At 42.2% G+C, this 2,415-nt stretch carries 3 protein-coding genes; 1 reads left to right on the top strand and 2 read right to left on the bottom strand.

Translation table 11 applies throughout. The features are described from left to right. Nucleotides 1-52: 52 nt before the first annotated feature. Nucleotides 53-592, bottom strand: coding sequence for a hypothetical protein (locus tag QUB61_RS38920; RefSeq protein ID WP_333136755.1), 540 nt, complete (start codon nucleotides 590-592; stop codon nucleotides 53-55). Nucleotides 593-793: 201 nt separating this feature from the next. Next, complete coding sequence (locus tag QUB61_RS38915) at nucleotides 794-1,708, bottom strand: hypothetical protein (RefSeq protein WP_333136757.1); 915 nt, start codon at nucleotides 1,706-1,708, stop codon at nucleotides 794-796. Nucleotides 1,709-1,855: 147 nt separating this feature from the next. Between QUB61_RS38915 and QUB61_RS38910 the strand changes: the two genes are divergently transcribed. Next, nucleotides 1,856-2,415, top strand: a 560-nt coding sequence (locus QUB61_RS38910; protein WP_333136759.1) for a hypothetical protein, incomplete at its 3' end; no start/stop codon positions are given.

The raw sequence follows: 2,415 nt of genomic DNA, 5'->3' as shown, positions 1-2,415 counted from the left end.
ATTGGGTCAACAGGTAAAAGATGAGTAATTTTACTCATTGACAATAGTGCTTTTAGCTTAACTTGTGAGTAATGACCGCTTGGTAGTGCTGGGTCATTCTAACGGGTTCGGGTAGTGGCTCGTAACCCGACCGCGCAAAAGTGTTAATTCGAGACAGTGTTCGCATTGTATTTTTGGTAGCTGGCATCCAGCAAGCTAGCTTAAGTACCGCCCGTGGGGGCAGTAAGTAATTAAGGTGAGGTTTGCCTATCCAGCACAGCCCTAATATAGGTTCTGCGTGTACTAAAAAGGTTTCGGGACAACAAAACATCCCATCACTACTGAGTTGTGCTTCAAAATTGCGGATTAACCTGTCGGTAGTTTTCGGCTCAACGCCGTAAAAGGCGTCCACCTGTTCGGGCAATAGCACGGGTGCTTGGTAGTAGTGCAGCCAGCGAGCGACCTGAGTGCCGATATCGAGCGCGCTAAATGCTTGTGAGTGGGAAATACCATCAAACACGGCATCCCGATACCAGCGAAGCGCCAGAGGGGTGTCCCACGAGTACGTTAAAAATTGCGAACGTGGGGTACGCGAAGCGGACTGTTGTGACATAATAAAAGAGCCAAGAGTTGTAAGAGAACTGGAGGCAAATGCACCCTGAAAGCGTTGACGCGCCGTAAGGGTGTTGTATTGTTACGACGATCGCACAACAACCCGCCTCACGTCAAGTCCTAAAATCAGCCATCTTTAGTTCTTTTTTACAAATAGCCGCCCGTGTTAGGCGGCTAAGCTCAGAAATACACTCAAATACTCTCATTTATAAAGAATCACGTTTCGCTTGACCAACGGGATGGGCTTGTTTAGCAAGGGCAACTGTAAACTGGCGGAATAAAAGTAGCAGTCAATTACTGGGCGTTCTGGATTTAACTTGACTTGTTTGTTCAAAACCGTGGTAGTACGCAGTGTTTTGTCAAATTGAGATTTATTTGTTTTGCCACTTAGATTAAATCCGTCTAAATCGGGTGTAGCGTCAAATATCTTAAGCATAGCCGTAAACAGTTTAATCCCTTCAGATTTATTGGGTACTAATGCCCAATTGTCTAGTCCTTGTAGTCGTGCTATTTGACCACTATAAGTTACACATTCTGTGCCTTTTTTCCAGCAATAATCAGCATCCCCAAAAATACTCTTAATTTTTTTAGACCAATTCAAAACATCCGCAGGCTTGATTAAATCAGCCAAACCACGTTGAGCTATATCGGGACTGTCGGTATAGCCAACACACCTAATACCTTTTTCTGCTTTGATACGGTCTTTTGAATAAAAAGTTAGTTTAATACGAGGATAACCTTTTAACAACGGTTGACCGTTTTTACTAGGAATAGACTCACTACTTCCGTTTTGTTGATACCCAATAGCGTTAATGTGATACACCAAGTCTCGGTCAGTACCGGACAAATGGTAAAACGTGTTTTCATCTTCCTTGTCGGGAAAATATTTAATCCACCTACCAACACCACTTTTGTTTTTTGGAGTAGTGTCAATAAATTTGGGTTTAGTCCAAATTTCTACTTCTTTTCCAGTTTTACTCACGGGTGGTTTAGAAAACTCTTCCCACCATTCGTCAAAGTCAATACCGCCCGTGGATAGCAAATCATTAATCGCAAAAAGTAGAGACGGTTCGTCAGCATCGAGGGTAAGGCGCTTGGTAGCAGATTTTTGAGGCATAAAATTACAATCAAAATCAAACTTTTATAAGTACAGGCTAGCACAAAAATAATTGTGCAAACCTGTAGGGTTTGAACATAACTTTTTTGGATAAAACATTTAATTTTATCGACTACAATCAAAATAATAAATTTGAAAGGAGTGTTTATGGGAAGATTAGCATTTATAATCGGCTACAGAGGGCAAGACCAATCGGAAGAAACTAAAGACGCAGCACTAGAAAATTTAGTGGGTACTTTTACTTGTACCTCTCGTGTTGCAGATTTTCTCGATATTGTTGCCAAACAATATGTACCATCAGGAGAAGCAAACCGAGATAGAAAAGGATATACAAAGTCCGTGCTGAACGCAGCGGGTGTAGCCACAGATATTACAGTCCCGGCGGGCAAAATTAGCTATACTCCTGATGCTTCCCCTCGAGCCAAGACAGTAACGTTAAAAACTGGGGCTAAAGCTAAAAAAACTAACAGGACTATTAGTTTAACTTTTCCTAGTGGTGTTACTGTTTCACAAATTGGAGAAGCGTTGGCAGAATACATTCCTGACGGAAAAATTCAACGCACATCTGCTGCCCCTAGTGCAACTGAGATTTACGCTCAGTACACAATTAAGGGCGGGAAAACTTACCCGTTACCTTTGAAGGCGGATGCAGAAACATCTACTAATGTAGACGCACCTGATACTAAGGCTGAACAGGCTGCTGTATT

The organism is Microcoleus sp. C2D2, from assembly GCF_036702495.1.
GTDB lineage: Bacteria > Cyanobacteriota > Cyanobacteriia > Cyanobacteriales > Microcoleaceae > Microcoleus.
Note: the sequence above shows the minus strand (reverse complement) of the source record. Positions and strands in the feature narration are given on the sequence as shown.

Coding starts and splice junctions, on each gene's coding strand:
- QUB61_RS38920 (WP_333136755.1), bottom strand. CDS start 592: ATGTCACAACAGTCCGCTTCGCGTACCCCACGTTCGCAATTTTTAACG.
- QUB61_RS38915 (WP_333136757.1), bottom strand. CDS start 1,708: ATGCCTCAAAAATCTGCTACCAAGCGCCTTACCCTCGATGCTGACGAA.